General features: G+C 54.7%; 22 protein-coding genes. 7 read left to right on the forward strand and 15 right to left on the reverse strand.

Annotated features, from left to right (window positions below):
- Positions 1–46: 46 nt before the first annotated feature.
- Entirely contained in the window at positions 47–952 is a 906-nt protein-coding gene (locus tag DXY30_RS00905; protein WP_244281185.1) for a metal ABC transporter substrate-binding protein, read from the reverse strand.
- A 118-nt stretch (positions 953–1,070) separates the two neighbouring features.
- Here DXY30_RS00905 and DXY30_RS00910 point away from each other — a divergent pair, with 118 nt between their 5' ends.
- Entirely contained in the window at positions 1,071–1,760 is a 690-nt protein-coding gene (locus tag DXY30_RS00910; RefSeq protein ID WP_115093052.1) for a metal ABC transporter ATP-binding protein, read from the forward strand.
- Positions 1,753–2,541, forward strand: a complete 789-nt coding sequence (locus DXY30_RS00915; protein ID WP_115092986.1) for a metal ABC transporter permease — start codon at positions 1,753–1,755, stop codon at positions 2,539–2,541. The genes DXY30_RS00910 and DXY30_RS00915 overlap by 8 nt, the downstream gene beginning before the upstream one ends.
- Positions 2,542–2,735: 194 nt before the next feature.
- On the opposite strand, the gene DXY30_RS00920 is transcribed toward DXY30_RS00915, so the two are convergent.
- Positions 2,736–2,969 carry a hypothetical protein gene (locus tag DXY30_RS00920; RefSeq protein ID WP_115092987.1) on the reverse strand — a complete coding sequence of 78 codons (234 nt, stop codon included), beginning with the start codon at positions 2,967–2,969 and terminating at the stop codon, positions 2,736–2,738.
- Positions 2,970–3,572: 603 nt separating this feature from the next.
- Here DXY30_RS00920 and DXY30_RS13775 point away from each other — a divergent pair.
- Positions 3,573–3,779 (forward strand): hypothetical protein, encoded by a 207-nt coding sequence (locus tag DXY30_RS13775; protein ID WP_170951074.1) that lies wholly within the window; start codon positions 3,573–3,575, stop codon positions 3,777–3,779.
- A gap of 317 nt (positions 3,780–4,096) precedes the next feature.
- Here the strand turns inward: DXY30_RS13775 and DXY30_RS00925 are convergent, their stop codons facing one another.
- The 5 genes from DXY30_RS00925 to DXY30_RS00950 all read right to left on the reverse strand — a co-directional run bounded on the left by DXY30_RS00925 (position 4,097) and on the right by DXY30_RS00950 (position 12,937).
- On the reverse strand, positions 4,097–5,500 hold the full coding sequence (locus tag DXY30_RS00925) for a leucine-rich repeat protein (protein ID WP_115092988.1): 1,404 nt from the start codon (positions 5,498–5,500) through the stop codon (positions 4,097–4,099).
- A gap of 1,508 nt (positions 5,501–7,008) precedes the next feature.
- On the reverse strand, positions 7,009–9,417 hold the full coding sequence (locus tag DXY30_RS00935; RefSeq protein WP_115092990.1) for a S8 family serine peptidase: 2,409 nt from the start codon (positions 9,415–9,417) through the stop codon (positions 7,009–7,011).
- A 370-nt stretch (positions 9,418–9,787) separates the two neighbouring features.
- Positions 9,788–10,225 (reverse strand): hypothetical protein, encoded by a 438-nt coding sequence (locus tag DXY30_RS00940; protein ID WP_115092991.1) that lies wholly within the window; start codon positions 10,223–10,225, stop codon positions 9,788–9,790.
- A 457-nt stretch (positions 10,226–10,682) separates the two neighbouring features.
- Entirely contained in the window at positions 10,683–11,789 is a 1,107-nt protein-coding gene (locus DXY30_RS00945; protein ID WP_244281193.1) for a glycoside hydrolase family 10 protein, read from the reverse strand.
- A gap of 152 nt (positions 11,790–11,941) precedes the next feature.
- Positions 11,942–12,937, reverse strand: a complete 996-nt coding sequence (locus DXY30_RS00950) for a ribose-phosphate pyrophosphokinase (protein ID WP_115092993.1) — start codon at positions 12,935–12,937, stop codon at positions 11,942–11,944.
- Positions 12,938–12,993: 56 nt separating this feature from the next.
- On the opposite strand from DXY30_RS00950, the gene DXY30_RS00955 reads away from it, so the two are divergent.
- Positions 12,994–13,494: a hypothetical protein gene (locus DXY30_RS00955; protein WP_115092994.1), complete on the forward strand. Its 501-nt coding sequence runs from the start codon at positions 12,994–12,996 to the stop codon at positions 13,492–13,494.
- Here DXY30_RS00955 and DXY30_RS00960 read toward each other — a convergent pair.
- Positions 13,491–14,423, reverse strand: a complete 933-nt coding sequence (locus DXY30_RS00960) for an LCP family protein (protein ID WP_115092995.1) — start codon at positions 14,421–14,423, stop codon at positions 13,491–13,493. The two genes, DXY30_RS00955 and DXY30_RS00960, sit on opposite strands and share 4 nt — an antisense overlap.
- 79 nt (positions 14,424–14,502) lie before the next feature.
- Here DXY30_RS00960 and DXY30_RS00965 point away from each other — a divergent pair, with 79 nt between their 5' ends.
- On the forward strand, positions 14,503–15,531 hold the full coding sequence (locus DXY30_RS00965; RefSeq protein ID WP_115092996.1) for an NAD(P)-dependent oxidoreductase: 1,029 nt from the start codon (positions 14,503–14,505) through the stop codon (positions 15,529–15,531).
- 32 nt (positions 15,532–15,563) lie between these two features.
- Entirely contained in the window at positions 15,564–17,132 is a 1,569-nt protein-coding gene (malQ, locus tag DXY30_RS00970) for a 4-alpha-glucanotransferase (RefSeq protein ID WP_115092997.1), read from the forward strand.
- Here the strand turns inward: malQ and DXY30_RS00975 are convergent.
- The 6 genes from DXY30_RS00975 to DXY30_RS01000 all read right to left on the reverse strand — a co-directional run bounded on the left by DXY30_RS00975 (position 17,066) and on the right by DXY30_RS01000 (position 22,323).
- On the reverse strand, positions 17,066–17,986 hold the full coding sequence (locus DXY30_RS00975; protein ID WP_115092998.1) for a RodZ family helix-turn-helix domain-containing protein: 921 nt from the start codon (positions 17,984–17,986) through the stop codon (positions 17,066–17,068). The two genes, malQ and DXY30_RS00975, sit on opposite strands and share 67 nt — an antisense overlap.
- The gene (locus DXY30_RS00980) at positions 17,977–18,726 is read right to left on the reverse strand and encodes a pseudouridine synthase (RefSeq protein WP_115092999.1); all 750 of its coding nucleotides are present in this window, start codon (positions 18,724–18,726) and stop codon (positions 17,977–17,979) included. Before DXY30_RS00980 ends, DXY30_RS00975 begins: the two co-directional genes overlap by 10 nt.
- Positions 18,723–19,853 carry a sensor histidine kinase KdpD gene (locus DXY30_RS00985; RefSeq protein ID WP_115093000.1) on the reverse strand — a complete coding sequence of 377 codons (1,131 nt, stop codon included), beginning with the start codon at positions 19,851–19,853 and terminating at the stop codon, positions 18,723–18,725. The genes DXY30_RS00980 and DXY30_RS00985 overlap by 4 nt, the downstream gene beginning before the upstream one ends.
- Before the next feature lie 7 nt (positions 19,854–19,860).
- Complete coding sequence (locus tag DXY30_RS00990; RefSeq protein ID WP_115093001.1) at positions 19,861–20,583, reverse strand: response regulator transcription factor; 723 nt, start codon at positions 20,581–20,583, stop codon at positions 19,861–19,863.
- An 85-nt stretch (positions 20,584–20,668) separates the two neighbouring features.
- Complete coding sequence (locus DXY30_RS00995) at positions 20,669–21,088, reverse strand: hypothetical protein (protein WP_115093002.1); 420 nt, start codon at positions 21,086–21,088, stop codon at positions 20,669–20,671.
- A 41-nt stretch (positions 21,089–21,129) separates the two neighbouring features.
- Complete coding sequence (locus DXY30_RS01000; RefSeq protein WP_115093003.1) at positions 21,130–22,323, reverse strand: ABC transporter substrate-binding protein; 1,194 nt, start codon at positions 22,321–22,323, stop codon at positions 21,130–21,132.
- On the opposite strand from DXY30_RS01000, the gene DXY30_RS01005 reads away from it, so the two are divergent.
- A complete protein-coding gene (locus DXY30_RS01005; RefSeq protein WP_115025094.1) occupies positions 22,300–23,529 on the forward strand; it encodes a hypothetical protein in 1,230 nt (409 codons plus the stop codon). The genes DXY30_RS01000 and DXY30_RS01005 overlap by 24 nt on opposite strands.
- Here DXY30_RS01005 and DXY30_RS01010 read toward each other — a convergent pair.
- Positions 23,507–25,156, reverse strand: a complete 1,650-nt coding sequence (locus DXY30_RS01010) for an AarF/ABC1/UbiB kinase family protein (RefSeq protein ID WP_115093004.1) — start codon at positions 25,154–25,156, stop codon at positions 23,507–23,509. The two genes, DXY30_RS01005 and DXY30_RS01010, sit on opposite strands and share 23 nt — an antisense overlap.
- Positions 25,157–25,185 lie beyond the last annotated feature (29 nt).

Genomic DNA, 25,185 nt, shown 5'->3' on the forward strand with positions numbered 1-25,185 from the left:
GATGAGACGAGACGGAAGAGAGTTGAAGACGGAAGTAAGAGTTACATCACCGGATCAATGACCACTGGGAATTCAACGAATTCGCTCCTGACTGATCACAGGAACCACCCTGACCATTAACGATCGTGCAGACGTTGAGCGTCGCTGTCGAAACGGCATTGCGACCTGCAGCAATCCCTTCTCCATAAAGAGGTGTTGTCGCGATCGGCAACCCCGTGTTCTTACTGATGCGCCTAAGGGTTTTGTTCGGAGTAGCCGAAGGTGAAAAGATCGTTTTGGCACCGGAAGATTTCACTTCCTGCGTGATCTTGCGAAGACTGGAAGGCCTCAAAACTCCACCGGTGGTGTGACTGTCCAACATCGAAATCTCAACAAGTCCAAAGCGATCGGCAAGATGGCTGTAAGTCTTGTGATCAGTTACAAGGACACGGTTCTGAGATGGCAGAGAACCGAACTGCTTGGCTTCCCAGACCCGAAGAGCCTCAAAAACAGCCACGGCGCGTGCGGCGCGCCGCTGCAAGGCAGAGCGCTCACTGGCCGGCAGAACAGGTGACAGAGAACTGGATACAACCCGCACCATCGCAGCGGAATTGGCAGGATCGTGCCAAACATGCGGGTCGCTGCCTCGATAAGACGGCAGGGCAACTTCACCAACAGCGACAACAGTGCCGGGCGTCTTGAGTTTTTTGGCGGAAGGCGTCAGGCCAAAACCGATATGAAGAACAAGATCGCTCTTGGCAATCTGACGGCGATCACTGGGCTTCAATCGATAAGAGTGTGGATCCCCGCCGGGAGGGATCAGGCAAGTCACCGAGGCGGCAGCGCCAGCCAAAGTTTTGGTGATGTCGCAAAGCGTGCCATCAACTGCAACCACTACAGGTTGAGCCGCATGGGCAGGAACAACGGCAGCGCCAAGGGCCAAGGCAACACCGACGCCAGCCGATCGAACCAAGACAGCTCGCATAGACGACAAGGATGAGAATGATTATCATTTTGCTGAACGCGTGGTTCCGCGCCAGCATGAGGTGTGCAAAACAACAAGAGGCCCAAGTCAGGTCGCTGAAGAGTTGATGAGCAATTCGTCGTGCGTACTGAGCACAACCGAACTGAGTTTCAGCTACGGGGGCCGCAAGACCGTTGACAGGGCCAACCTGCAGCTTCAGGCGGGAACACTGACCGCACTTGTGGGGCCAAATGGAGCAGGAAAGTCAACGTTGTTGCATCTTCTGGAGGGGCGGCTCAAGCCCAGCCAAGGATCAATCAATTGCAGCAAGCAAATCGGATTGATGCCCCAAAGAGCAGCCATTGACTGGTCGTTTCCAATCACCGCCCAAGACATGGTGCAGCTGGGCACGCCCAGCAACTGCAACACAACATCAGCAAACCACCCCAATCAACTTCTGGAACGCGTTGGCATGGGAGCCATGGGGTCCCGGCGCCTCAGCCATCTATCCGGCGGCCAGCAACAAAGAATTTTGCTGGCAAGAGCGTTGATGCAACAGACCGAGATCCTGCTGCTGGATGAACCCTGCAGCGCCATCGATCCGCCAACACGGGAACACTTGCTCAGAGTGATGCGAGAACAGGCCGAATCAGGCCAGACGCTTCTGGTCAGCAGCCACGACTGGGGCAGCGCCCTTAACGACTATGACCAGGTTGTTGTGATGGATGGACAGATCCTTGCCAACGGAACACCCGACGCAGTTCGCGAAAAGCTGAGCGACATGACCTGCATGATGGGGAGCCATTGCTGTGGTTGAGCTGGACATCTGGTGGCTTCTGCCCTTGGTGATCTCGTTGTTGATTGGAGCCATCTGTCCAGCCACTGGAGCTCTGCTGATCACCCAACGCCGGGTCCTTCTGGCCAATTTGATGGCCCATTCCGTTCTGCCCGGCCTGGTCATCGCCCTCGCCATCGGCATCGACCCAAGCATTGGCGGGCTGGTCAGTGGACTGCTGGGTGCCCTGTTAGCTGAACGCCTGAACCGACGTTTCAAAGGCCGGGAAGAAGGGGCGATGAACACTGTTCTGGCTGGCTTCACGGCACTAGGCGTTCTGCTGGTGCCACTGCTGGAAGCACGCGTTGATCTCGAGACAATTTTGTTCGGTGATCTACTGGCAGCCAACACAGCCGATCTGGTTCGAACAGCAATCTCAGCTAGCGCACTGTTGGCCATGGTGGTGTGGGGCTACCGGGACCTGGTGTTCATCGGCATCGATCCCGAAGGTGCCGCAGTTGCCAAACGACCTGTGATCTTGATTCGGCTGATCTGCAGCCTGATCACAGCCCTGGTTGTGATTAGTGCGATCACAGCCGTTGGCGTGATTCTTGTGATTGGTTTGCTCTGTGCTCCTGTTCTGATGCACGTCGACCGGAGCCGAAGCCTCAAAGAATTAATGCTCAGAAGCGCGAGTACAGGACTGCTGCTATGTGGCGGCGGAATGATGTTGGCTGTTGCCATTGATCTGCCGCCAGGACCACTCATTGGCACGCTGTGCTTAGGGCTCTTGTTCACCTACAAAATTGCAGATCAAAATTAATGTGATCATTCGCTCAAAGAACTTTCATTTAAGATCATCCGATCAAGGCGGCAGCTCATTCTTTTGATCAATGCGCGCTCTCGTTCCGAACGAAAAGTGCGCTGAAACCCAAAAAATACACAGTAAGATTGCTAGCCATACCCACACTAAATAACGAAACAGCTGTCGCTTCATCCATCGAGAAATTCATCCGCTCAACGAACAACAGCAAACCATGCGCCAGTGAAGGCCGCAATCAGACCACAGGCTAGAGCCTGAAGAACGAATTGACCTGAGTCGTCCTTCTCCCATCGATCGATGGTTTTCGAAGCCGTGACATAGGGCTCGTTGTTTCGGATCAATTTGGCGACATAGCTATCAACGAACTCATCGTCGAGAGTAAGCCTGCGGAACTTGGCACGAATCTGATTGACCTCAAACTGATTCATCAATTAAAAGCCCAAAGCTTATAACCCTGAACAAGTTATAAACTACTTAGCAAAATCGATTCAGACAAGGCAAACGTCAAAAAGGCCTCACAATGACGGCCAATATTAGTACGGGATTGCAGCGAAACTAGCACCTCAATAAGCCTCGCCCGAATGAAATCAGATCAGATGCTAACACACACCAAAGCTGGAAATACACACATAAACGAATATCAGTTTTTTTGCCTGTAAACAAGTAGGGCAAAACCATACAACTTAATCCTGGCTTGCAAGCTACATACTTACACCACTCCATTGGCAAGTGGGATCTGGCTCCTTAGTCATTGCTCTTGAAAAACAGAAGACGGCAGCTTACTTGGCTAGTTAACCATGATCCAAAGCAAATAAAGGTGTTTCAGGATGATCGCTTCCTACGTGATTGTCTGACCTTCCCTCGCCTCTGCTGGGTGCCGAGTTTGACGGTGAACAGAGTGTCTCTTGACAGGAGCTGATGGAAGAGTTACATCCAATTAAAATCCTTGGTTGATTTCTAGGATGCAATTAGAAGGGTCTCGACTGGGTCGATCCTATTGATAGCAGTTAGTCCAACTGAGATGGCTTTCATTGCCCGTCGCCGTTGGTCCTATAGTGAAGGAAAGAAAATTTCCCCGCATGGCTGAACCAGTTTCTTTTACCATAAAGGTAACCGTCCCGAGCAGGTGGGATGCTGAAAAACTGCTGAATGGAGGTGAAATCAATGGAATGGTGAAGTCAATAGCAAATAACTATCCAGATGCCAAGATTGAGATCGATATTCCTCCTGCGAAGTAGCTGTTCCTAAGACTTTTCATCAAAAACTAGTTGTAAATCATTGATTAGGGTCATTGTGAGCATGCAGCAGGGAAGGTTAATTAACAAGAAGAGATGTTTCCGCAAATGGCATTTATCCCTATATCAATAGCGTTATAAGGAATTCGTCAAAAGAGAGCTTCAATTGGTCAGCAAGCTTGATACAGTCGTAATTCATGACAGTTAGTTAATTTCCTTGGTTTGGGGATCTGCTTAAGGGAATGGACTAGGCATCAGGCATCGCGATGATATTCACAGTCCCCACAACCAATGAAAGACAAATCAGCTTGCGGTCCGTATCAAGCTGGAACACCCATGGTCATTTGGCTGAGCTGTTCCACACTGAGATTGTCGCCGGTATAAATCCCTTCAATGAATCCATCCGCGAAGATTCCAATTCCTGACCTTTGTCCAGACGGAGTCGCAATGTTGATCACCTCGTCAAAGGTGATTTGACTCGTCTTAACACCTTGGATCATAATTTGATCGAAGTTGTCAAAGCCTTCAAGGATGTCTACTTTCTGCCCATCTGAGTTATTAGCCGCTTTTTCATAAATGTAATTGTAGGCGAACTGATCACTCTTAAAAATTACTTGATCGACCACACCGTCTAATCCGTCTAAAAATGTATTGTGGCCAAATCCACCATACATCACATCAAATCCTGCTCCGCCACTTAGCGTGTCTCGGCCAGTACCGGCACGGAGGAGATCATTGCCATCGAAGCCACTAAGATAATCGCCACCTCTTAAACCAATTAGTTCATCATCTCCCTCTGCACCTAGTATTTCATCTTCTGCATTGTGGCCTCTACTAAAAATGTCTATTTCGGGCTGAGGTCCCGTCAGTTCATCGCGAATTATAAAATTGGTGCCGGAGTCAAATGCAGACGAAGGAAGATCTCCAAGGAAATGATATGGCAACTCTACTTGGAGCAAATCCGAATTACCTGAAAAGGCATTCTCCCCAATTGAAATTACTGAGTCTGGGATAAATGCTGATTTTAAATTATTATTGAGGAATGCTCCGGCTTTAATTTCGGAAACCGACCCAGGAATAAAAATACTCGTTAGTTGATTTTGGCTAAATGCATCAACTTCTATCTTGGTGACGCCATCTCCAATCGCGACAATTGTCAATTTATTTTGCTTGAATGCATAACTCCCAATTTTCTTGGCACTTCCAGGAATGACAGCATTCGTTAGTTGGTTATTGATGAATGCATTGGCGTCAATCATGGTCACACCTTCAGGAATCTCAATGCTGGTCAATTGATTGTTATCAAGTGCACCTCTACCGATCGTCGTGAGACCATCGCCAAGATTAATACTCGTTAATTGATTACCTCTAAAAGCTCCATTTGCAATCATGGTAACACTATCAGGAATATCAATACTTGTCAGTTGATTGCCTCTAAATGCGCCAAAGCCAATCGTAATGACACTGTCTCCAATTCGAACGCTCGTTAGTTGATTGTTCCCAAATGCACGAGGTCCAATATTAATGACATTATCAGGAATATCAACACTCCTTAGTTCATTACCGTATAAAGCAAGGTCTCCAATGGATATTACCGAATCCGGAATTGTTAGGCTAGAGATCCCTAGTCCCTGAAGGACAAAGCTTTCAATTTCGGTTGATCCCTCAGCAATAATTACATGCCGAAGCTCTGCTGTCTCATCAAGAGTATAATCGAACGTCATAAAAAATTGTGTATTTTTATACAGTTATGATAGCAGTGATTTTCTTGAAGTGTTTCATTTGTTTTGTCTGATATATACATATAATACTCAAGCCCCTTGAACCATCCCACTCAAGTCGGGGGTCACCTCCCCCATTTGTACCATCTTTGAAGACAGCACTCTCTCGTAAAGGAGTAGAAACACTTTGGAATCATCTGGCCGGTCAAAGGCAAGGGTGGCATGACCTGTTCAAGGTAATCAGCTTTCATCCAAAGGATGAATCTTGCATAGATATCGGAATTTGAGAGAGGGAGGGCACTTTTGTGACCCTGGCCCCCCTCAACCCGAAGGATCTGGCGCCTCCACCAGTCTTTGGCTTCTTTCCACACATAAGTGGGTTTGCCTCAAACAAGCACTACATCCTCTTAGTTGGCGTATAAGACGGAATGATCGCATATTAGAAGAACGACAATTCCAGCAACAGACGAATATTTCTCAGAACAAGTGCACTAAATGCAACTCTAATTTGGCCAACGGTCTCCCTCACTCACAATTCCGTTTGGCTGCGACTGGGATCTCAACAATGAGCAGCTCCGCCAAAGCAACTCAAAAAGCGCTAGATATGGTGGGTAAGCCGTATACAACCATATATTGCCAACACCAAAGCCCCACATATAGTGCCTGTGGGGGAGTCGCCTGGTTAAGGGTCGTTTCCTTGCGGCTCAATGCCCTATCAACTGGTCCTGGTCCTTGCTTGGACCAGGACTTTTTGCTGGTCAGACTGCTTAGTTCAATGGAGGCCTAGTGGCGAAGGATGGCTAAAAGTGGTGGGTCTGGTTTCGCGGAACACACTTGGGTAAGGCTGTAAATGAATGGGGGGCTGGAATGGGTCAGTCGCTCACCAAGGAGGTAAAAGTGTGAACACTTCGAATTCGTCCCCTGCAGGGTCAGACCACAGAGAGTCTGGGAGGTATACCCCATATCTCTGAGTATCTGACAAAGGCGAGGTCAGGGGTTTGCATGCACAATGTGTTTACGGCCTTACGAACTGGAGCAGATGATCCGAACTACCTTTGCTGCCATTGCTTCAGCAACTGCACTAGTTGCCGTGAGCGAGCCAATGGATCCACCCGTCGCCTCTGCGGACACGGTGAAGGATGCTCTATGCATTCTCACCAGGCATGACCACACAATTCCTCAGGAGGAATTCCGTTGCGACTTCACTCAAACGATGGGAGGGGCCTACGTAGACAGCAAGCGCTGGGCATTCATATTTCCCCACAGCGAACAGGACAAGACCTTTAAGAGGCAGAACACTGAGGACTTCATCCGCTGGAGACGAGAAGGGCAATACACTTTGACTCTGTTCCAGAGTGGAGAGAAGCCCTATGAACCTGGAGGGGTTTAGGTCAGCGGTCTGATGCTTCTTAGGTCAGTAGAGGCTATATCCACTCCGAGAGCAGATCTTCAATGGTTATTTCCCAGGGTCGTCAGGGAATGGTAGATCAAAAGGTCAGAGAGACTTCCTACTAATAAGTCACTGGAACACCTTCTGTTATCTGCTGAATCTGGTTAATGCTGAGATTGGAGCCTGTGTAGACCGCCTCGATGAATCCGTCAGCGTAGATGCCGATACCAGACATCAGACCTGACGGTGTCGCCAAGTTGGATACAGGATCGAAATCGAGATCCCTTGTAAGCACACCTTGGATCTTAATCTGATCGAAAATATCAAGACCTTCAATAATATCGACTTTCTGTCCATCAGCGTTATTGCCAGCTTTGTCATAAATGTAGTTATAGGCGTATTGATCGCTCTTGAAAATGAGTTCATCAATTTCTCCATCTAGAGAATCCTTAAATGTGTTGTGCCCAAATCCTCCATACATCACGTCTTCTCCAGACCCTCCAATGATCATGTCACGTCCATTTCCTGCACGAAGTAGGTCGTTTCCGTCGTATCCGTTTAAGTAGTCACGACCCCGAAGAGCAACGAGTTCATCATCACCATCTCCACCGTGCAGCTCATCGTCACCATTATTTCCACGTTCAATTATGGGTTGGCTGTAGTAAGAGGGATGCCTGCTTAACATTAACGCGGATTCAAGATCAAGAAAAGCAGAATCTTGAACAAGGTACTGAAGATCTCTTCTTTTTTGCGATGATTCAACTAATATATCTTCAATCTGGGATGGCGAGAGGCCTGGATTGTGTTCAATCAACAATGCAACTGCACCTGAAACAACTGGAGCAGCCATACTTGTTCCCTTCATATATCCATAGCCTGATGGAATTGTCGAAAAGATTTTATTTGCTTCACTGGGCTGTGTAGCAGTATTCCTGTCACCACCCGGAGCTCCAATAGTGACATTGCCGCTATAATTAGAATATGAAGCCTTCTGACCATCGTTAGCCACCGCTGCTACAGAAATAACGCCTTGAATTTCTGAACTCAAAAAGGCTGGGAGTGATATCCAACTATCTCCACTTAGATCTTGGTTATCGTTCCCTGCAGCAACGATAACCGTCACACCATTGTCTGTCGCACGTGTTAACGCCTCACGGTATCTTTCATAACTATTGTATGTGTCACCTTTTATATAATCATATATGCTTCCTTTAGATGCCGTCTCTAGTGACAAGTTGATCACATGAGCACCATTATTGATTGCATAATTAATTGCATCGAAAATTCCATTGTAAAGTTTTTCTTCATTTGCGCCCTTGCTGCCAAACCAATTTAAGTCCATTAGCTGCACATCCATCGTTACTCCGGTTATACCCTTTTCATTGTCACCAACTGCACCAATAATTCCTGCAACATGTGTGCCATGACTACCACCACCTGTTGAAGATACGTTGTCAATGAAGTTCCAGCCATGTACATCATCTATGTACCCATTCCCATCATCATCAATACCATTTCCACTTATCTCACCATCGTTTACCCAAAGATTATCTTTTAAATCTTCGTGATCCAAATCGATTCCTGTATCAATCACCGCTACCACAACATTTGGGCTTTCTCGACGTATTCTCCACGCTTCGGGTGCATAAATGTCAAGGTTTTCAGCGCCTTGTCCTTGTGCAGTGTTAAATAGATGCCATTGCTGTTCAAGTAGTGGGTCATCTGGAAACATTTCATCTTCCAGCCAATTTTTACAGATAACATCTAGTTTATAATTTGAAGTCTCACTATTGTCAAAGTCGTATGGGTCGCCATAATTTGCTATTTCAACGGCATAAATACCAGATGTCAAAATTTTGCTGATGTTTTCAGACTCATCTAAACCAAGACCGAACTCTCGATTTTGTATTGGATTTCTCCATTCACCCCACTGCCCATTTGTACGCTTATCGAGTTGTAACTCAAAATCATGCTCAAAATCATATAATTCAAACGACATGTGCAATCTTTCGCCTTCGGCAACTTCAAAATAAAAGTTTTTATATGTATGTTGAGCAAGATTCCCCACAATGAACATATCGCTGTCATTATTCAATAAAATTGGTAGATCTGTGCTCTCTGAAATATCAAAGTAAAATTGAAATTCTGTGCCATACTGATTTTCATGCCCTGGCTTTATGGATCCACTAAGACCTTTGAATATATATGAACTAGAGCTATCAATCTCATGTAATCTCCCTGACCAGCTGTCGAAATATCTATCAACTCGTAGAGAAGCACCAGTCCAAACTGCGAATGGATCAGTATATTCAATTGTACTTACATCTTGAATAAAGATGTAAGGCCGCATTCCTGTATTCTCGGGATCAATATCGAAGTCATATATATTTTCTTCGGACGGAAAGATGAACTGCCCTGGATACAGCGTTCCGCCTCCCCATGAATCTTGCAATAATCCGGAAAATTCAAAATAGTCTCCATTGCCGTAGTAAAATTTAGCGCTATGAATTTCTGATTGATAAAAAGACATAATTAGTGTATGCCACAATCCCGAGCCAATTCAATTTTAGCATTTCATGATCTTACCTTCTGTGAATTTAATTATGGCTTAATTTAATACTTATCCGCCCAACTTTTCCTTAGTTCCACCAGTAAAAATTGAGTTAGCTTGCAGTGACAACAGGAGCGCCTACGTTCCCTCTATTGAAGACGGTGTGAATGTTCTGTCGGGAGGTGGATAGCGACAACATCACGCCCCCTACTTTCTCCTTGCGGGTCTTGTATTGCTTTCAGCCGATAGGCATCAGGCTTCCCGACAAAGGGCTAATCAATAGCTCGAGCAGCGAGTGGTGCCGAAGCTATTGGTCCGGCAGGAGCCTGAGTATCTGTTGCCGTCAGAGTCAGTTCCGCTGAATTTCGTGCGTCCGAAGCTGTCCGTTCTTTATGTATAGCTGGAGCCGCCAGACCCTAAGCAGTGGAATCATGATCTTGTTCGTCTTAGACATAAACATCCCCTTAGAGCGTCCTTCTGGAATCACATAGTCCAAAACCATCCCCCTCTTACTGGCTGCCTTCTCCACTTCACCTGACTTCCAGGTCATGAATGGAATGGCCTTCACTTCATCACTACGATCCAGTCGGTAGATATTCACTTCTTCATCACTCAGTGCTTCTGCCACTAGTCCATCCACAATTCCATCGAGATGTGGTGTTAGGTCACTTGATACTTGCTTCAATAACTTCCCTTGCAAAACGAATTCCTCAATTGCTTTATTCCTTGCTGCCAACTTCTTAGCACTAATTTGATCTAACTTATTCTTACCTCTCTCGCAACCCATAGAAAACCTTCTGAAGATTAATTATATCACTAATTGATCAATATGTCAATCTATTAGTGATAACTTCCATACTTTTTTGTTGCTGTCACCAACACTCCACTCGCCATTGGTCTGACCTCTGGGTGGATATTTTCTAACCAACTTTTCACTAAAGACTCACAATCGGATTCTCGAACACCTTGTCGTTCACATATGACGACAACCCGGTCACTCAGTTTCTCTCTCCACGCTCTTTCTTCAGACATTTGATATCGGGTCTGGGCACTGGAAGTTCGTTTTATTTATCGAGATAATGGGTGGTTCTTCCCCTCCTGGCGGGGTGGTCAGCTGCCTCTAAGGGGTTGAAACCACCTCCTAGACGGTCAAAGAATCATTTAGCTGTGTCCAAACACAACTCCCTGTTTTCTTGTGACACCCTTGACACACCAACTAGCCGTTAACGTCAATCTATCAATAACTAGAACTCAGATCCCATTCGCTTAAAGGATTCTCGGCGAATTTGACGGTACTGTTCCAGTACATGTTTTCCCCATAAGCCCTCCCAATAGAAGAAAATCACGCCGTGACCACGATTGCGGGCCAGGCGTACTTTTTGCTCCAAAACGGCCATGGATGTGGTGCGTTTGCCAAATCCCGCCAACACGCCGATCTGAGACGGAATTCCCCAGCTGCGGGCTTTGCGCAGGGCGGGTTGATCCAGATCCTTCGCGAATCCTTGGACGGAATAGGCGTAGTTCTGCACCACCAACTCTTCAATCAGCCCCCCTAAAGCCCAGAGCTCCCAATCCTGAAGCCAGAGGTTGTAAGCCTGACGAAAGGGGCCGGGAGACAGGCTGATCCTTGTGGAGAGTTGCTCCTTCTTGAGACGCTGCCGCAACTCACGTAGGAGAGACGTGAGTTGGTTTCGACGCCATTTCATCCACTGTCGATTGCTGTGATCCCGCGGTGGTGCCATTCCCGTCTCTTGCTTGTAGAGCGCGACGGTGGTGGGGTCGTAGCCGAATTGAACCGGCCAGGCGAAGTGATCGTCCAGTTGCAGGCCATCCAACGAACAACGCTTCAGGGTCTCCACCACCAAACCGATAAAGCGAGCACGAACCTCCGGATGTGCAGGGTTGAGCCAAGCCATCCGATGGTTTCCGTGCATGGTCATCCAGCGTTGGCCATTCGCTTTGGCCAACACCCAGCTGGGATTCTCGCGGATAACGGCTGCATTCGCCGGCTCCATCAAGCCGTACTCAAACCAGGGCATCACCTTGATGCCGCGGCGCCGACCTTCAGCGGCCAGGGTGCAGATGGGATCAAGATCGAGGCCCACCTTCTGGAGCGGTGGCTCTACTGGAGCGAAACGGCTGCGATGAAAAGTAGTGCCTCGGCTCCAGACATTGGGCACCACACGATTGAATCCAGCCTCCTGAAGCTGCTGCATCGCTGCGCTGATGCGCTTTCGGTCGTAATAGAGCTTGCTGGGGCTGTTGGTCAGCCACACCCCCATGGTGCTGCGGGGCCGCAGCAGCCGGTCCAATCGAGACTCGGCCATTGATGGCGCTGGGAGTCCTGCCATCAGGCTGGCCAGCGCAACGCAGGCCAGTGACCTCCACCGCTGATCCACTGCTGTTAGAGCACCGCACCGCACCGCAAGAGTCGCTCGAATCAATCGCGATGCAGCCGCAGCAAGCCCGCTCGTTGAACAGTCCATTCCACCGAACCCAACATTCAGCGGAACATCGAGCTCACGGAGCTCTCTTCGTGGATGCGCCAGATGGCTTCCCCCAGCATGTTGGCCACAGAGAGCACCTTCAGCTGGGGGAAGACCCGGTCTTGAGGGATCGGAATGCTGTTGGTGACCACCACCTGTTCAAACAGGCCCTCGACGGAAAGGCGTTCACTGGCAGGAGGTGAGAACACAGCGTGGGTGGCGCAGGCCAGCACCCGTTCGGCTCCTTGCTCCCGCAACAACCGTGCACCTGCACAGATCGTGCCGCCGGTGTCGATCATGTCGTCAATCAAGATCGCCGTTCGGCCTGCCACATCACCGATCACCGTGAGGCTCTCAGCCATGTTGTGACCGGTGCGGCGCTTGTCGATGATGGCCAGCGGGGCATCGTTCATCTGCTTGGCGAACGCCCGGGCACGCGCCACACCCCCCACATCCGGAGACACCACGACGACATCTCCCAGATCCTGAGTGGAGAGATAGTCCACCAGCACGGGTGATCCGTAGATGTGGTCGCAGGGAATATCGAAATACCCCTGAATCTGGGCGGAGTGCAGATCCATGGCCAGCACACGATCAACGCCGGACTGCACCAGAAGGTTGGCCGTGAGCTTGGCCGTGATCGATTCACGACCGGCGGTTTTACGGTCCGCCCGGGCGTAGCCGTAATAAGGGACCACAGCAGTGATCTGCCGCGCTGATGCCCGTCGGCAGGCGTCCACCATGATCAGCAGTTCCATCAGGTGGTCGTTCACCGGCGCGCAGGTGGGCTGGATCAGGAACACATCGCAGCCCCGAATCGACTCCTGGATCTGCACATACAGCTCACCGTCCGCAAACCGCTTGCAGACACGGGGGCCATCTGGCACACCCAGATATGCAGAGATCTCCCGCGCCAGAGCGGGATTCGAGGTGCCGCTGAACAGACGCAGACGTCGGCTATCTGGAGCCATCTGCTCCTGTTCGGCACGGGCTGCTGTCAGGAAACTGGTCACGGCGCCCGCGTAACGAATTCTGCTGTAATCCGATGGTAGAGGTGAGCAGCACCCCCATGTCCAAAGGTTTCCCACTGCTCGTGGGTGCGGGCCCACTTCCAGAGCTCAAAATGCGCCAGGCCTGCGAGGCCCTTGCCAAGGCCTGCCAATGCCCGTTGACCACCGTCCCCAGCGGTGCAACACCCGCAGCAGTCCTGAAGAACAATCCAGCTGCAAAAGGGCTTGTGCGGCTAAGCGGTGACGCAGCACAGCCAACGCCGCAGGGTGATGTCAGCTGGTTGCATGCCCTGGCTGACTGGCGTCAGACGGTGCTGCTGCTGACGACAGCCGACAGTGATGGAACGATCCCTGGCACGGCCCCGGCCTACACCGCCCTCTGCCGAGAACTGCATGTCCCCCTTCTCGGCCTGGTTCAGATCCAGGGCCCCTGGAACGGCCCAGCACGACGCAGAGACGGCCTCAGCTGGCTGGGGTGGATTCCCGATGAGAACCATCCAGATCAGGCCGAATGCATCGTTGCTCTCGCCCGGAGACTGCAGCTCCGCAGTCCGGGTTAAGGCTGGGGCCAGAGGGGACGGCTCGCCTCGGGCTTGATTTGGCGGAGGGTCTGCTCACCGGCTCGGTTGGCCAATGGCAGGCGGGTGATTGCGGCAGGTTCAGGGCTGGCAATGATCGCCGCGGCCAAGCTCAACTGTTCCGAACGACTCAGGTTGGTCTCCACCTCAGCATCCAGTTGGTCCACCAGAGCAGGGATCAACTCAATGCTACTGGGAGCCTTGACCTGTTCGATCAAGGCCTCAACAAGAATGTCCTGGCGCTGGCGACGCTGGGAGACATCTTTGGGGTCTGGTAGGTGGCGCACCAGCTGTTCCGCCTGGACTCCGTTCAGGCTTTGGCGCCCAGCCTGGAGATTGACGCTGTAGCCCTGCGCCTTGTCTTTGCGCTGGTAAGACTGCCCAAGCACCACCTCCACTTCTCCAAGTCCGTCCACCAGACGACGTAAGGCCGCACGGGGCATCACCACATAGCGCTTCGGGTCGCCCTCCTCAAGGCCAACAATGTCGTGGATGGCATCACTGACAAGGCTGACGCCGCCCCGTCGCCACAACTCGGACAAGCGGCCTGGATCCTTCTGCCCAGGAAGCTGAACGCCAAGCTCGGTGGGGATCTGGAGCACCTGCAGAGGCTCCCTGGATGCAATACGAAGCATCAAAAGGGCATCGGCATTGGCAGGCCCCATGGGCGCGGCCTGATTCGTGGGGGCACCAAGACGATTCGCATCAAGACCAATTACCAGCACCGTTACAGGGCTCTCGGGGAAGGGAGCCAGGGTTTCTGGTTGATCTGCGCTGAGAGGAGCTCCCTGAGCAACACGATCGGGTTCAGGCCACAGAGTCGCCAGCAACCACCCGGTGACACCGAGACCCAGCAACGCTGAACCGACACGCAGCACGCCTCGAACTCGGGGTGGCGACAACCAGTTCATTTCGCTGGAACAAGCGCAATGGCGCTTAGTTTCGCCCAGATCTCCAGTTCTTAGCCTGGGCCCCGTGAAGCCGTCCTCGATGTCCCTCCGCCACGACTACCGCAACCGACCTCCCGAACAGGTGCGCGTGGTCGTGTTCGGAGCCACGGGGTACATCGGCCGTTTTGTGGTGAAGGAGCTGGTGGAGCGGGGCTATCAGGTGATTGCCTTTGCCCGAGAGCGCAGTGGTGTGGGCGGACGTCAGAGCAGAGAAGAGGTCATCGCCGATTTCCCTGGGGCAGAGGTGCGCTTTGGGGATGTCAGTGATCCAGCCTCGATCACGGCCGAGGCCTTCGATCAACCGACGGATGTGGTGGTGAGCTGCCTGGCTTCCCGCACCGGCGGCCGCAAGGATTCCTGGGCCATCGACCACGCAGCGACCCTCAACACCTACGAACAGGGACGGGCTGCCGGGGTGGCCCATTACGTGCTCCTCTCGGCCATCTGCGTGCAGAAGCCACTGCTGGAGTTTCAGAAAGCCAAGCTGGCCTTTGAGGCCGTGCTGCAGGCGGACGAAGAGATGACCCATTCCATCGTTCGCCCCACCGCCTTCTTCAAGAGCCTGGGCGGACAGGTGGAAAGCTGCCGCAAAGGTGGCCCCTATGTGATGTTCGGCGGCGGCACCCTGGCCAGCTGCAAGCCGATCAGCGAAGCAGACCTGGCCCGGTTCATGGCGGACTGCATCCAGGACGATGCCAAATGCAACCAGGTGCTTCCCATCGGCGGTCCCGGTCCGGCGCTGAGTGCTCGGGAGCAGGGAGAAATGCTCTTCCGCGCCCTAAACCGCCCCCAGCGGATGCTCTCCGTCCCCATTGCTCTGATGGATGGTCCGATCGCCCTTCTGGACGGTTTGGCTCGGCTGTTCCCAGGCATCAAAGACACGGCGGAATTCGGGCGCATCGGTCGCTATTACGCCAGCGAATCCATGCTCGTCTGGGATGAGCAAAAGCAGCGCTACGACGCCGATGCCACGCCGTCCTATGGAACCGACACCCTGGAGCAATTTTTCGAGCGCGTGGCTCGGGACGGCATGGCCGGGCAGGACCTAGGAGATGCCGCCCTGTTCTGAAGTGGCCATCCTTGGGAGACCGAAGGGCTCCCATGGATCAGTCCACTGTTGAACCAGCCAAGGCTGAACGGGGGCGCTGCACCGGGGTGCTGCTTCATCCGACCGCACTACCAGGGAGTCCCGTCTGCGGCAGCTTCGGTGAACCATGCCGCCGTTGGCTCAACCTCCTCGCTGCCCACGACATCGGGGTCTGGCAGATGCTGCCCCTGGCCCCGCCGGATCCCACAGGCTCGCCCTACAGCTCGCCGTCATGCAATGCCTTGAACCCCTGGTTCCTGGATGGACAGGACTTGGCCAACGAGGGGTTCATCCATGAGGCCGCGCTCAGGGAAGCTCCGGGCGCTGATAAACCGCCGGAGGGCGAAGAGCGTGTGGATTTCAGCCTGGCCCAGCAACGGGCCGATGCCCTGGGGAATGCACTGCTCGAGGCCTGGAGTGACCAGGATCCGGCGCGACACACCGACTTCGGCAACTGGGTGCTGCAACAGCGCGCCTGGCTGGAAGACCATGCCCGTTTTCAGGTTCTGCATGATCAGCACAGGACGGCTTGGTGGGACTGGCCACTCCAGCTGGCACGGCATAACAAAAAAGCGCTGTCGACTTGGGCGCAGCAACACCAAGAGGCCTTGCTACGCGAACAGCTGATCCAATGGCATCTCGACCGTCAGTGGCAGGCGATCCGTCGACAGGCGGCAGACCTGGGCATCCAGCTGTTTGGCGACCTGCCCTTTTACGTCAGCAGTGACAGCGCTGATGTATGGAGCAACCGTTCGCTGTTCACGGTCAAAGAGAACGGCCAACTCACCACCCAGAGCGGCGTGCCACCCGATTACTTTTCGGAAACAGGGCAACTGTGGGGCTCACCGGTTTACCGCTGGGGACAACATCGGATCACGCGATTCCACTGGTGGCGGCAAAGAATCGCTCGCCAGCGAGAGTTTGTTGATCTTCTACGCCTGGATCACTTCCGGGCCCTTGCCGCCTTCTGGGCCGTCCCCGGTGCCGACTGCACCGCAGAAAACGGGCAGTGGCAGGCCTCGCCAGGCCACACTCTGCTGCGCTACCTCCGCAGGGACGCTGGTGGCGCCCTCCCCTTGATTGCCGAGGATCTCGGCGTGATCACACCGGATGTGGAGGCACTCCGTGATGCATTCCGACTGCCGGGAATGAAGGTTCTGCAATTTGCTTTTGATGGTCATCGCGACAATCCCTATCTGCCTGAAAACACCAATGGGCATGGCTGGGTCGTCTACACCGGCACCCACGACAACCCCACGACCCTGGGCTGGTGGAACAATTTGGATGCCGACAGCAGAGCCCGCATTGCCACGCGGGTGAATGGTGAGATCTCGGCACCCGCCTGGCATCTGCTTGATATGGCCTTTGCCACGACCGCAGGACTGGTCGTCGCCCCACTTCAAGACCTCATGCATCTGGATGACCGGGCCAGATTCAACACACCTGGCACCTGTGAAGGCAACTGGAGCTGGAGGCTTCGCAGCTTTGATGCTGATCTGGAGAATGCCCTTCGCGGCTACGGCAAGAGGGGAGCGGTCTGGGGACGATCGCTCTCAGGAGCAGGCAGCTTGTTGACCCGGTAGATCCCCGGCCGCTCTAGATCCACAGGCAGGGGTTCTCCGTTCCAGAGCACCTGATCGCCAGCACCAGCGGGGGGATCCAGGCGGACCTGAATCGGGGCCTGCAACTGGAGCATCAACGTGCCGGCACCGACCGTGAATTCAAACCTATCTCCACCACCGCTCGAGAGCTGCAGTGCTCTGGGCTCAGCAACAACAACTTCGAGAACCCCCTGAGACTGCGTCAGAGAGCCACTCACCAGCTCAAGCCATTCCTGAGGTGTGCGTTGCTGAACCTGTTCCAGGGGCCGCAAGGCGGCGATGCGGTTATCAGAGCCAGCCAGGTTCTGGCGACGGTTGATCGCCTCCACATCAGCACGCACCGGCTCGAGAGTCAGGCTGTTGCGCAGGGCCAGATCCTGCTGTTGTCGATTGATAGCAAGCAGGCTGAGCGCAATCACGACGGTGTAAACCAACGTGCCCTGCCAGGTGGTGAACACATCGATGTTGCCGAGGGTGAAGCGACGCAGACCCTCTTTGGCAGATCCGCGGCGGAGCAACACCGGCTGGGGAAGCAAGGGGTCGAGGCATCCACTGGGAAGAGCCAGGCGGATCTCGATCTGAGGGAGCATCGAGGCGAGATAAGCCCGCTCGGGCAATCGATCACGCCAGCCACGCTCCAGCGCTTCGATGACGGGTGTTGTGATCCGGGTCTCATTGGCCAGGTCCCGTAGCGAGAGGCCAAGTTCCTCCCGCCGCCGCCGCAGCATCAGTCCCAGATCCTGACTTTGCTGATCCTGGGTCTCAACAGAACCAGCATCAGCGCTTGCCCCACTGCGGGCACGGCGCCACCAAAGTCCTGGACGCTTCAGTCGCATGGGCGATGCAGATCCAAGGGGACAGCCCGGTCGAGCATTGGCTTCCATTCTCCCTCGCTCAACCACATCCAGCACCCCTCAGCCAGATCACCAAGCGGCAACCCCGCAATGACCGTGCGCCGGAGGTCAAGCACCGGATGGCCAAGGGCCTCCGCCATCCGGCGAATCTGTCGGTTACGACCTTCCCGCAGCTCGATCTCCAATAACGAGCGCACGCCCCTGGTCTGCAGTCGGCGCACCTGTGCGGGTCGGGTCGGTCGCCCATCCAAGGGAAAACCCCGACACCAGCTGTCTAGAACCGCTTCCGACGGCACACCCTCCACCCAAACCCTGTAGGTCTTGGCATGGCTGTAGCGCGGGTGGGTGAGTTTCAACGTGAGCTCACCCAGATCGGTGAGCAGCAGAGCCCCACGACTGTCGGCATCGAGACGGCCAACAGGATGCAGTCCTGCCCGATGCTCCGGTGGCAGCAGGTCGAGCACCGTTCGGCGGCCCTGAGGGTCATCGCAGCTGCAGATCACCCCCACGGGCTTGTTAAGCAACAGCACCCGCGCCGCGCCACGGCTGGGCAAGGCCCTGCCATCCACGCAAATCGTCTGCTGTTGCGGATCGGCCTGGTCCCCAACGCGGGCGACCTGGCCATCCACCGTGATACGGCCCGCCTGAATCCATTCCTCAGCCCGGCGCCTGGAACAGAGACCAGCAGCAGCAATCAATTTTTGGAGACGCTGGCGCGTCATCCAACAGGCTCCCTGGGGAGAAGGAGGTCCATGCAGGCGCCCCCAGCAGGGTGGTTGCGCGCTTCGATGCGACCACCATGATTCACGGAGATCTGCTGCACGATGGCCAGCCCGAGGCCGCTGCCACTACGGCTGGAGCGTGCCCGCGAGGGATCCCCCCGGTAAAAGCGTTGAAACATGCGGCTTAGATCGGTCTCACTCAACCCGGGGCCGTGATCACGGATGCTGAGCAGCCACCAGCCGCCGCTCTGGCGCACGGTCACATCGACGCTGCTGTCCTCTGGGGAGTAACGCAGCGCATTGTCGAGAAGGTTGAGCACCGCGCGGTGCAGACGGCGTTGATCCCCAAGCAAGGGCCCGGATTCAGAGCGATCCAACTGCAGCGTGACCCGCCGCCCCTCCGCGATCGGGCGAATGGTTCCCCAAGCGCTGTCGACCAGATCCTCCAGAGTGATCGGCACGTAGTCGCTGTATTCCTGGGGCAGGCTGTTCTCCAGTCGTGAGAGCTCCAGCAGATCCTCCACAAGCAGCTGAAGACGCCGGAGTTCCTTCTGCAGCCGTTGCACCAGAGCCGTGTCCTCTGAATTCACGGCCAGCTCCAGCCGATCGCTCACCAGCATCAGGGCGGTCAAAGGGGTCTTGAGCTCATGGGCCACATCACTGACCCAGCGCTCCTGCTGCTGTTGCTGGGCTTCGAGGGACTGTCGGCTCTGGATCAACACCAACAAGCATTCATCGCTGCCCGGCAGAACGATGGCCTCCAGCGGATCCCCCTGTTGCTCCCATTCACATCGCTGGGGGCGCTGCTGATAGCGGCTGCTGAGGATCACCTCCTCAAGTGAGGGAATGTCCAGGGCATCCGTGAGGTTCATGCCACGAACCAGACGATTGCGAGAAATGTGCAACAAGCGTTCGGCCCGAACGTTGATGTAAGCGATGGAGTGATCCGGAGCCAGAATCATCCAGCCCTGGGTGGCCGCATCAATCCAGGCCAGAAGCTGAGGTGCGTTCAAGGCAAAAGGCCGCTCCTCCTCCTCTCGCAAGGACGTCAGGAAGCGTCGTCGACGCTGCAACAGAAGCGTGATCCCGATGCCGACCGCAAAGCCCAGTACCCAAGAGATCAACACAACAAGATCAGCCGAAGCGGTAACCGAAGCCGCGGACCGTGAGGATCAACTGGGGAGATGAGGGCTCATCTTCGACCTTTTCCCGTAACCAACGGATGTGAACATCCACGGTTTTGGTGTCGCCGACAAAATCAACACCCCAGATTTTCTCCAGCAACTGATCGCGACTCCAGACGCGCTTGGGGTTCTGAATGAACAACTCCAGGATTTTGTATTCCTTCGGGGAGAGGGTCAGATCAGTGCCATCCCGGGTGACCCGGCACTCATTGGAGAACAGGCAAAGATTGGCGTAAGTGTGTGATTCAGAGGGCAACGACTCGATTTGACGGGATCGCCGCAGCAACGCTCTGCAGCGGGCCACCAACTCACGCAGCCCAAAGGGTTTAACCAGATAATCATCAGCGCCAACCTCCAGCCCAAGCACCCGATCGGTTTCACTGTCGCGGGCACTGATCACAAGGATGGGAGTGGTGTTCTTGAAGCGGCGGAGTTCGCGACAGAAATCAAGCCCGCCCAGGCCCGGAAGCATCAGGTCAAGAACAATCAAATCAACCGGATCAGAGGATGTGCCCACGACCAGTTCGAGAGCCTCTGAGCCATTTGAGCTTGTGAGCACTTCATAGCCCTCCAACCTCAGGGCCTCACCAACTGTCTCCCGGATGCTGTCGTCGTCTTCCACAACGAGCAAACGGCATGTGGAAACAGCCCCAGACAAGGTCGTCACATCCAAGAGGGGGAGAACATATCAATTTTGATGGGTGTCTCACCCAGAAGGACGAGATCAGCGGCTTCGCTTAAGAGGTCAGAAGACAAGATCAGAAGAATTCGTCGAAATTGTCGAAATCAACCGCTTTGAAATTGCCCTCTTCCACTTGCAGCATCAGGCGCTCAAGCTGAGCAAACAAGGCTCCACCCGTCAGTAGAGACAGCAAAAGAGCCACCAAAAGGGCAGCACCGGCGGCGAAACCGAAGATCTGAAGGCAGCAGCCAATGAACAAGGTCACACCGATCAGAGTGCCGCCGTAACTGAGGTTGATCTCAACTGTCCCCAGAGGCAACAGGGGGAGCCGGTCCTGCTTCCAGCCATCCAGTTTGTTCTGGACCTGACGACCGAAAGTCAAGCCGCAGAGCACAGCCATCAACAGGCCGATACCTGCCAGCAGGTAAGGGGGCTGGGGCAGGGTCATCATCCGAAGCAGCTGCTCAAGCTCCTGGGCGCTGATCTCCTCAGGCATCGACGCCGATCTCAAAGAGCTGCGACCTTAGCGATCTCAGCTCAAGGTTCCCAGCTTTGGGAGCCGAGAAAGGTGAGTTCGACAAAGTCGCTGGCGTTGTGATCGTCCCTCCCCATCTGAATTCGGAAGCCCCCCAGATCAAGATCATTGATTGACTCAAGAGCCTGGACAAGGGATTGACGCGTTGGGTTCTTCCCAGCCCGTGCCAGCGCCTCGGTGATCATCCGCGCCGCGAGATACCCCTCAAAACTGGTGAAGCCAAAACCCGATGACTCATCACTCAGCCGCAGGCAGCGCTGATAGTCAGCGACAACGGGGATCCAACGATTCCACGGGAACGGCACCACCTGGGCCACGCCGATGCCATTGGCTTCGCCCACCGGCATCGCCCTCTGCAGAGCTTGGGTGCCCACAAACGACACATTCATGATCTGAGCGCTGCTGCCTCGTTCGCGCAGCGAGGTGGCGAGGGCAGCCGAACTCACATAGGCAGAAACGAGCACGACTCCGTTGGGATTGACCGCCATAAGGTCGTCCAATGCATCCCCCACCTGAGCTGAATTGCGTTGCACCGTCGTGACCGCCACAGGTTTGAGCCCATGGCTGGTGAGGGCAGCCATGGCGCCGTCAAGGCCATCCTGACCAAAGGCGTCGTCTTGATAAACGATCGCAATGCGATGGTGCGCATCGCGCACCAGCTCGTCGACCATCGCCGCAATCTCCCGGCGATAGCTGGTTCGCATGTTGAACACCATGCGCAGCTCGGGCCGTCGAAGCAGACTTGCCCCCGTCATCGGCGCCACCAGCGGCACCTCCGCAGCCTCGATTAACGGCAACGCCACTTTTGTGGTGGGCGTGCCCACATAACCGAACAACGCCAGCAGATCATTGCGTTTCAACAATTGGCGCGTGTTGATCAGCGTCTGCGACGGCTCGTATTTGTCATCAAGACTGACCAACTCGATTCTGCGCCCGTGAATCCCGCCTTCACGGTTCACAGACTTAAACCAGGCCAAGGCCCCGCGTCGATAATCCAGACCGAGTTGTGCCGAAGGGCCCGAGAGCGGTAGGGACTGGCCAAGTACCAGAGCATTGGGATCTTGCCCACTGCCAGGGGGCTGAGAAGCAACAGGGCGAGGTTGAAGCAGCGTGAGCAGTCCACTGCTCAGTAAGGCCCAGCACGTCAGAGTGACTCCAGAGCTGCGCCGCAAATGGCCTCCAAGAAACAGAAGCACTGGAACTTCCTTGCCGTTGTTTCAATTCTGCTTGCCGGTCTTCTTGCGTTCACCGGCATCAACAGGCTTGATGTCGGTCGTGTCCCTAGCCGTGATGCGCTGCGCTTGTCATCGGCATCACGAGCCCTGACAACAGACAGTCAACGGATACCCGGGGACGGCTGGACCTCCCTGCGGGGCGAAAAGCTGTCGGGCCAGGAGATGGTCCTGGATCAACAGGGGCTGGAGGACGCCTCGTACCACGTTCAGGTGGGGATCTACGCCACCAGCACCTACGACCTGGATCTGAGCATCCCCAGTTATTCATCCAACGGTTACGTCTGGATGCGCTGGGGAGAGGAGCTGCAGCGCTATCTGAGTGAACGGGATCAAACCATTGAACAGGGAATCACCCTGGTGAACGGATTGCTCTCCGATGCCGATCCAGTGCTGACGCCGATGTCCTCAGCCCCAGTGCACAACGACGACGGAACGTACTACCAACTGTTCAGCTATATCGGCCGCTTCTACATCGACAAAGCCAGCTTCAGGCACTTTCCCTTTGTGACCGTGAGCCTGCCTCTTGTCCTTGAAATGGAGGATGTGAATGGTTCCCTCGACTATCCCCATTTCCGCTTCGAGCCCGACATTCAAAACAGCGGAATGGGCCTGTTCGCAGGAATCATCGGCTGGCTAAACCGAGGCTGGTCCATTGCCGAATACCGGCATAACTACGCCACCAATTTCGGGCTGGGGGGCAGCGCGGATGACTACAGCCTGGTCATCTTCGATATCACGTTCGGCACCTCCTCCTGGTCTGCGTTCTGGCGATTGATGCTGCCCCTGCTGGTGGTGATGGCCATGGTTCTTCTCGTGTTCAAAGTCCGAGCGGATGAACAGGATGCCCGCGCAGGAATCCCCGTCACCGTGCTTTTGACCCTGGTGTTCCTCCAACAGACCTACCGGGAGGAACTGCCCGACCTGCCGTATCTCACCTTTCTGGATCAGGTCTATGTGATTGCCTATGTGGTCACCCTGCTGGCCTTCATCCTGGTGATCTTCATCGGACGGCGTTACGGAGAGCTGGAGGCAATGCCGGAAGGCGACGCCAAAACTCGCAAAGAGCATCGGCTGGAGCAACTGGACGAAATCTGGCCACTCACCGTTGTGGTCTTCAGTTCCGTCAGCATCTTCGGCTGCTGGATCACGCTGCCGCCAGGGGGTTGAGACGTTGCAGCAGCCCACCGGCCAGCCGCCCGGGGCCGAAAGTTCGTCTAAGCAGGCCAACCAGGGCACGCACGTCGTCGGTGTGCAGGCGATCGTCACGGATCAGCGTCATCAGCAGACGCCGGCGCAGGTCGGCACCATCGCGGCTGAACAGCAACCGCAAGCCGGCACCGGCGACAGGAATCAGTTCCTTACCGGGCGCGGGTGCGTCCTGGCCCACCACCGCCAGAAGGCTTTCCAGCCGATCCAGGCGCAAGCGGCCTGACTCATCAAAAATCACCTCAAGCAACTTCTCGCGCATCTCGCTCGTGTCTCCCGCGAGCAGTCGACGGGCCACGTAGGGATAAGCGATGGCGATGATCTTGAAGTCGGGATCGAGACGCAGGGCCAGACCCTCCTGGCTAACGACCGCACGGATAATCAGCGCGAAGCGAGCCGGCACCCGGAAGGGGTAATCAAACATCAGCTCCGAGAAACGGTCGGTGATCGCCTTGAAGTTGAACGAACCGACCGAGTCACCAAGGCTGCCGCCGAGCACCTCCTCAAGAGCAGGAATAATCGGGGTGAGATCAGCGGTGGGGCTGAGAAAACCAAGGGATTGGAAATCCTTGGCCAAACCGGGGAAATCACGATTAATCAGATGCACGACTGCACCCGTCAGGGTGAGACGGTCGCTGTCGCTGATGGAATCCATCATGCCGAAATCGACATAGCCCACATGGCCGAGGTCCCCCGTTCGACCCCGCATGGCGAACAGGTTGCCGGGATGGGGATCGGCGTGGAAGTAGCCGAACTCCAGCAGTTGCTGCAGACCGCAGATCACACCCGTGCGGATCAATGCCGTTGGATCGAGTTGCTGGGAGCGCAGCTCTTCGCTGTCGCGCATCTTGGCTCCATCAATCCAGGTGGTGGTGAGCACACGGGTGGAGCTGAGCATCCGCTCCACCTTCGGGACATAGACGGCATCGTTTTGAGCAAAGAGAGCCGAGAACCTCTCAGCATTGGCCGCTTCAAGGCCGTAGTCGATCTCCTCGAACAGGCTGCGGCCAAACTCATCGATGATTCCGCCCAGACCGAAGCCAAGATTGAGTGGCAGGAGAGGAGCCGTCATCACACCGAGCGCCCGGATCAGAACCAGATCCCGCCTCAGGATGAAGGTGAGATTGGGTCGCTGAACCTTCACCGCAACCCAGTGCTGGCCCTGTAAACGAGCTTTGTAGACCTGCCCGAGGCTGGCGGCGGCGATTGGCGTGTCGGGGAACTCCTCAAACAACTCTTCAGCTGGTGCACCCAGCTCTTCGCGGATGCACGCCAGGGCGACAGCATGGGAAAACGCCGGCAGGTCGTCCTGCAGGCGCGTCAATTCCTCGAGCCAATCCCGACGCACGAGATCGGGACGTGTTGACAGGGCCTGACCCAATTTGATGAAACAGGGACCCAGACCGGTGAGGGTGTTGAGGATGCGACGCGCCAAGCCCTGCTGCACAGCGGCGTTACTACTGCCTCCACGCAGCAGCAACACCAAGACCAGGCCAGCCAGGGACCAGAGCACCTGCACCAGCCGCGGGATAGCGACCCAGGGACGCAGCAGCAACCAGCCCAGATCCCGCCGGGGGTCGTAACGCATCGCATCGAGCTGAGTACAGAGGGAGACTT

The sequence above is a fragment of the Synechococcus sp. UW106 genome, assembly GCF_900474015.1.
GTDB lineage: Bacteria > Cyanobacteriota > Cyanobacteriia > PCC-6307 > Cyanobiaceae > Parasynechococcus.